This window comes from Bacillus sp. GbtcB14 (assembly GCF_019091205.1).
GTDB classification, from domain to species: Bacteria; Bacillota; Bacilli; order Bacillales; family Bacillaceae_G; genus Bacillus_A; species Bacillus_A cereus_AG.
Genome location: NZ_JAGXJT010000149.1, coordinates 1 through 273, shown reverse-complemented (window position 1 = coordinate 273; position 273 = coordinate 1). Strand labels below are relative to the sequence as shown.

The window sequence follows — 273 nt, the reverse complement described above, 5'->3', positions numbered from 1 at the left end:
AATCATTAGCGGCGAGACAATACGCTAGGAACATCTCTATGTTCAGTTATTTATTCGGGATTGGGATGGGTATGGGAAGAGGGATTATTATGCGAGGCCTGCTTGCGGTTGGTGAAAAAGACGAACCGTATGAACACGTATGGAAAAGGGTTAAGGGGGCAGCTGGTGTCACTTTATGTATGGACGCCCTCGTTCTTACACTCCGTACACAATTAATGGGGCTATTTACACATAATCCGCTCATTATTACCTTAGGTGCATCAGTACTTTTAC

Annotated in this window: 1 protein-coding gene; it reads left to right on the top strand. The window is 44.3% G+C overall.

Translation table 11 applies throughout. The annotated features are described in order from the left end of the window. Window positions 1-273 (top strand): MATE family efflux transporter (locus tag KVT31_RS29585; RefSeq protein ID WP_254637331.1); only part of this gene is annotated, 273 nt, incomplete at both ends.